The 5659-nt window shown below is 72.5% G+C and carries 6 protein-coding genes and 1 pseudogene; 1 reads left to right on the top strand and 6 read right to left on the bottom strand.

Translation table 11 applies throughout. The annotated features are described in order from the left end of the window. A partial coding sequence (locus ACXJKL_RS12950) for an ABC transporter ATP-binding protein (protein ID WP_457207455.1) occupies positions 1-1420 on the bottom strand: 1420 nt, incomplete at its 3' end. A 143-nt stretch (positions 1421-1563) separates the two neighbouring features. Between ACXJKL_RS12950 and ACXJKL_RS12945 the strand changes: the two genes are divergently transcribed. After that, positions 1564-2190 carry a TIGR03085 family metal-binding protein gene (locus ACXJKL_RS12945; RefSeq protein WP_457207454.1) on the top strand — a complete coding sequence of 209 codons (627 nt, stop codon included), beginning with the start codon at positions 1564-1566 and terminating at the stop codon, positions 2188-2190. A 21-nt stretch (positions 2191-2211) separates the two neighbouring features. On the opposite strand, the gene ACXJKL_RS12940 is transcribed toward ACXJKL_RS12945, so the two are convergent. The 5 genes and pseudogenes from ACXJKL_RS12940 to ACXJKL_RS12920 all read right to left on the bottom strand — a co-directional run. After that, entirely contained in the window at positions 2212-2931 is a 720-nt protein-coding gene (locus ACXJKL_RS12940; protein WP_457207456.1) for an amino acid ABC transporter ATP-binding protein, read from the bottom strand. A 26-nt stretch (positions 2932-2957) separates the two neighbouring features. Further along, the gene (locus ACXJKL_RS12935) at positions 2958-3833 is read right to left on the bottom strand and encodes an amino acid ABC transporter permease (RefSeq protein WP_457207453.1); all 876 of its coding nucleotides are present in this window, start codon (positions 3831-3833) and stop codon (positions 2958-2960) included. Beyond that, on the bottom strand, positions 3833-4717 hold the full coding sequence (locus ACXJKL_RS12930) for an ABC transporter substrate-binding protein (RefSeq protein ID WP_457207452.1): 885 nt from the start codon (positions 4715-4717) through the stop codon (positions 3833-3835). The genes ACXJKL_RS12935 and ACXJKL_RS12930 overlap by 1 nt, the downstream gene beginning before the upstream one ends. A 69-nt stretch (positions 4718-4786) precedes the next feature. Further along, complete coding sequence (gene hisF, locus ACXJKL_RS12925; RefSeq protein WP_457207451.1) at positions 4787-5548, bottom strand: imidazole glycerol phosphate synthase subunit HisF; 762 nt, start codon at positions 5546-5548, stop codon at positions 4787-4789. Continuing rightward, positions 5545-5659: pseudogene (locus tag ACXJKL_RS12920) on the bottom strand (bifunctional 1-(5-phosphoribosyl)-5-((5-phosphoribosylamino)methylideneamino)imidazole-4-carboxamide isomerase/phosphoribosylanthranilate isomerase PriA); the annotation flags it as partial. The pseudogene ACXJKL_RS12920 and the gene hisF, both read right to left, overlap by 4 nt.

The raw sequence follows: 5659 nt of genomic DNA, 5'->3' as shown, positions 1-5659 counted from the left end.
GGGCGGCCACGAAGCCGTCGGCCTGTGCGTCGCGCAGCGCGGCCCACACGACGTCGTCGGGGATGTCGGCGCCGAGCGTGATGTTGCCGCGCACGGTGTCGTCGAAGAGGAACGCGGTCTGCGGGACCAGGGCGACGGCCCCGGCGAGCTCGCCCCGGGCCAGGTCGCGCAGGTCCACGCCGTCGACGCGGACCGTCCCCGCGTCGGGGTCGACGAGACGGGTCAGCAGGTTGGTCAGGGTGCTCTTGCCGGACGCCGTCTGGCCGACCAGCGCCACCGTGCGACCGGGCTGGACGTCGAACGTCACTCCGTCGAGGAGGGCAGTGCCCGGGTCGTAGGCGTACTCCAGGCCCTCGACCTCGAGGACGGCGCCTCGACCGGCCGACTCGAGGGTGGCGGGGCCGTAGGCCATCGAGCCCGTCGCCGCGATGACGGCCTCGGTCCGGCGGTAGCCCACGACCGAGCGGGGGAACTCCCCGAGCAGCCAGCCGATGGCGCGGATCGGGAAGGCCACGATGGTCAGCAGGTAGGCGACGGTGACGACGGAGCCGGCGTCGGTGTGGCCGCCGATGACGCGCGCGGTGCCCACGGCCAGCACGATCAGGACCCCGATGTTGGGCAGCGACGCCAGGGTCGGGTCGAAGGCGGCGCGGATGCGGCCGGCGCGGATGTTGACGTCGCGCAGCTCGTGGGCCTTGGCGCGGAAGCGGTCGGTCTCCTGGGTCTCGCGGCCCAGCGTCTTGACGACCATGGCCCCGTCGAAGGACTCGTGCGCGATCTCGCTGACCTCGGCGCGCAGGGCCTGGGCGTGCGTCATCAGCGGTGAGGCCAGCCGCTGGTAGGCCAGGTTGGCGACCACCACGGCCGGGAAGACCAGCAACCCGACGAGGGCCAGCACCATGTCGGCCATGAGCATCTGGACCACCGCGATGGCCATCATCACGACGGTGCCGAGCGCCATCGGGAGCGGGGCGATCGGCGCCCACGCGGCCTCGACGTCGGAGTAGGCGTTGGAGAGCAGCTGCCCGGTCGGGTGCCGCTGGTGCCACTCCATCGGGAGGGTGAGGTACTGGCGGGTCACGGCCCGCCGGGTGTGAGCCTGCATGCGGAACTGCATGATCCCGGCCCCGAGCCGCCGGGCCACGATCCCCACGGCGCGCAGGATCGCCACACCGAGGAAGAGGGCGAGCACCGCCCAGAGCAGCCCGGCGCTGATCTCACCGTTCTCGAAGGCGGGGATGACCACGTGGTCGGTGGCCCACCCGAGCACCCAGGCGTCGGCGACGGTCAGCACCGCGAAGAGCACCGAGCCCACCGTGGACAGGATGAAGATGCCGGGTTCGCGTCGGATGGCGTGGCCGAGTACGCCGAAGCCCTCCCACGTCGTGGATCCCCGCAGCTCCGCGTCCTCGCCTGCCACCTGTGTCGCCCGCCTCCTCATCGTCTGCACCGCCCTCCAAGGAGGTTGCTCGTCGCAACCAACTCGACTGCTCAGGCTATTCCCCGTCACCGACAGCGACCCAATCGCGCGGCCGTCCTCGCTCCCCCGCCTAGGGTGGCGCCATGAGCCTCGCCCGCGCAGAGCGCCACTCCCTGGCCGACACCGCGCTCGCCGTCGGACCCGACGCCCCGACCCTCTGCGGGGGATGGGACGTCCGCCAGCTGCTGGCGCACCTGCTGGTGCGTGAGCACAGCGTGCTGGGCGCGGCCGGGATCGCGCTGCCTCCCCTCGCCGGGCTCACCGAGCGTGCGATGCGGCGTACCGCCGACGACGACTTCGACGTCCTCGTCGAGCGCTTCCGCCATCCCCGGCTCACCCCGGTCGCTCTCAAGGCGGTCGACGACCGGGTCAACCCCGTCGAGTTCTTCGTCCACCACGAGGACCTGCGTCGCGCGCAGCCCGGCTGGGAGCCCCGCGAGCTCACCCGTCACGACCAGGACGTGCTGTGGACCATGCTGCGGCTCCTTGGCCGCGGACTCGTCGCGAAGGCCGGGGTGCCGGTCCGGGCGGAACGCACGGACACCCACGAGACCGCCACCCTGCGCCGGGGCGACGAGCCCGTGACGGTCCACGGCCCGCCGAGCGAGCTGGTGCTCTTCCTGCACGGTCGCGAGCAGACCTTCGGCGTCGACCTCACCGGGCCTACGGACCGGATCGCCCGGCTCCGTGGCGCCGACCGCGGTCTCTGACGCCCCGGCCGGAGCGGGCTCCTAGACGAGTCGCAGCCGAGACAGGAAGGCCCGGGTCCGCTCCTGCTGCGGGTCGCCGATCACCTGTGCCGGGCTCCCGGACTCGTGGATGACCCCGTCGTGCAGGAAGCACACGGTGTCGGCCACGTCGCGGGCGAAGCCCATCTCGTGGGTGTTGAGGACCATGGTCACGCCCTCGGTCTTGAGGTCGGTGAGCAGGTCGAGGACCTCCCCCACCAGCTCCGGGTCGAGCGCCGACGTCACCTCGTCGAGCAGCATGAGGCGCGGGTTGGCGACCAGCGCCCGGGCGATCGCGACCCGCTGCTGCTGGCCGCCGGACAGGTCGTCGGGCCGGGCCCCGGCCTTGTCCGCCAGCCCGACGCGGTCCAGCATCGCGAGCCCGCGCGCGTCGGCCTCCGCCACCGCGACCCCGTGCACCTTGCGCAGCGCGAGCGTCACGTTGCCGAGCACGCTCAGGTGGGGGAAGAGGTTGTAGGCCTGGAAGACCAGCCCCATCCTGGCCCGGACCGCGTCGGCGTCCACCCGCGGGTCGGTGACGTCCTCGCCCTCGAAGGTGATGACGCCGTCGTCCACCGTCTCCAGGAGGTTGGCGCAGCGCAGCAGCGTCGACTTGCCGGACCCGCTGGCCCCGATCAGCACCACGCACTGCCCGCGCGCCACCGACAGGTCGACGTCGCGCAGCACCAGGTGGTCGCCGAAGGCCTTGCGCACGCCGGCCATCTCCAGCACGAGCTCGGCCCGGTCGCTCACAGCATGCCCCCCGCACCGTGGAAGCCCTGCTTGCGGGCGAAGTGGTCCGTCAGCCGCGCCATCGGGATGGTGAGGCAGATGAACAGGAAGCCGGCCACGACGTACGGCGTGTAGTTGAAGTCGCGGGCGGTCTCGATCTGGGCGGCCCGGATGGCGTCGATGACGCCGAGCACGGCGATGAGGCCGGAGTCCTTCTGCAGCGACACCAGGTCGTTCATCAGCGGCGGCAGCACCCGGCGCCACGCCTGGGGCAGGACCACGTGGCGCAGGGTCTGCGCGTAGGACAGCCCGAGCGAACGCCCGGCCAGGCGTTGGGAGGGGTGCACCGACTCGATCCCGGCCCGGAAGACCTCGGCGACGTACGCCGAGTAGGACAGCACCAGCGCGGCGCACCCCCAGAAGAGCGCCGACGTCGGCAGCCCGGTGAGGTCGAGCGCCGGGCCGCCGAAGCCCAGCAGGAACAGGACCAGCAGGAGCGGCAGCCCGCGGAACACGTCGACGTACACCGTGCCGAGCAGGCGCAACGGGAAGGCCACCGGCCCGCGGATGGTGCGCATCACCGCGATGGCGAGGCTGAGCACCAGGATGAGGACGGCGCACACCACCATCACCCGGATGTTGAGCCACAGGCCCGCGAGCACCGCCGGGAACGAGTCCACGGCCTYGTCCCAGTCGAAGTACGTCTCCTGCACGCGCTCCCACCCCGGCGAGGTGACGACGAACGCGATCACCACCCCCAGCACCGCGGCCGTCGAGCCGGCGGCGACCGCGGCGCTGCGGCGCGTCTGTCGGCGGCGCCACTCGTCACGCTCGCGCTGGGCCTGCGACGGCGTCCAGCCGGTGGGTGGAGCCTCGGCCTCCGGGGCCGGCATCAGGAGAGCTCGGGCGCGCCCTGCTGCGCCAGCCACTGGTCGGCGAGCTCGTCCAGGGTGCCGTCCTCCCGCAGTGCGTCGACGGCCTGCGAGACGCAGTCGGTCAGGGGGCTGTCCTTGTCGAGCACCGCGCCGAACTGCTCGACCTCGCCGTCGGGCAGGGGCAGCTGGCCGACGATGACGCCGTCGTCGAGCTGGGCGGACGTCATGTAGTAGGCCGTCGGGAGGTCCACCACGATGCCGTCGATCTGACCGTTCTTGAGGGCCTGGACCGCCTGGTCGTTGGTGTCGAACGCGGCCGCCTGCTGGGTGCTGCCGATGACGTCGTCGATGGCGTTGTAGCTGGTGGTGCCCACCTGGGCGCCGAGCTTCGCGTCCGCGAGGTCGTCGATCGAGGTGACGCCGTCGATGTCGCTGCCGGCGTTGGTGATCACCGTCTGGCGCACGTCGTAGTAGCCGCTGGAGAAGTCGACGGCGTTGCGTCGCTCCTCGGTGATGGAGACCTGGTTGACGTCGAGGTCGAACTTCTTCTCACCGGGGCTGACCACCGCGTTGAACGGCACGACCACCCACTCGACCTCGTCCTCGGCGTACCCGAGCTGCTCGGCGACCGCGTACGCGACCGCCGACTCGTACCCCTGCCCGTTGGCGGGGTCGTCGTCCACGAACCACGGCTCGTACGCCGGGGAGTCGGTGCCGACGGTGAGGACTCCCGCCGAACGCGTCTCCAGCGAGTCCTTGTCGCACGACGCGGCCGCATCCGTCTCCCCGGACGACGCCGTGTCGGTGGCGGAGTCCGCCTCGTCACGAGGTGAGCCGCAGGCGGTCAGGAGCACGGCGGCGGCCAGCGAGATGGCGACGACGGGTCGGGTCAGGGTGCGCATGGCGAAATCGTAAGTCCGCCGGGGGCCGAACCGGTCACATGGCCACCGTGTGAACGAGGTGGCGGCCGGTCAGCGCACCGGGTGGCCCGACGCCGACAGCGCGGCCTTGACCTGGCCGATCCGCAGCGTGCCGAAGTGGAAGACGGTCGCCGCGAGGACGGCGTCGGCCCCCGCGTCGACAGCGGGCGGGAAGTGCTCGACGGCACCCGCGCCCCCGCTGGCGATGACGGGGATGCCCACCACCCGGCGCACGGCCGCGATCAGCTCGAGGTCGAAGCCGTCCTGGGTGCCGTCCGCGTCCATCGCGTTGAGCAGGATCTCCCCCGCCCCCAGCTCGGCCGCCCGGGCGGCCCACGCGACGGCGTCCAGCCCGGCGCTGGTGCGTCCACCGTGGGTGGTCACCTCGAAGCCGGAGTCGGTGCCGGCCGCCCGGCGGGCGTCGACGCTCAGCACGAGCACCTGGTTGCCGAAGCGGTCGGCGACCTCGGCGATCAGCTCGGGCCGACGGATGGCGGCGGTGTTCATCGCGACCTTGTCGGCCCCGGCGCGCAGCAGCCGGTCGACGTCCTCGACGCTGCCGACTCCCCCGCCGACCGTCAGCGGGATGAAGACCTCCTCGGCGCACCGCGACACCACCTCCATGGTGGTCGCGCGGCCCTCGTGCGAGGCCGAGATGTCGAGGAAGGTCAGCTCGTCGGCGCCCTCGGCGTCGTACGTCCGGGCCAGCTCGACGGGATCGCCGGCGTCGCGGAGCTCGGTGAAGTTGATGCCCTTGACCACGCGGCCGCCGTCGACGTCCAGGCACGGGATGACGCGTACGGCGAGGGTCACCGCTCGCCCCTCGTCAGCGCCAGCGCGTCCTCGAGGGTGAAGCGGCCCTCGTAGAGCGCGGTGCCGGCGATCGCGCCCTCGACGCCGTCCGGGACCAGCCCCATCAGGGCC

Source organism: Nocardioides sp. P5_C9_2, from assembly GCF_054049555.1.
This window is presented reverse-complemented; position numbering and strand designations above follow the sequence as displayed.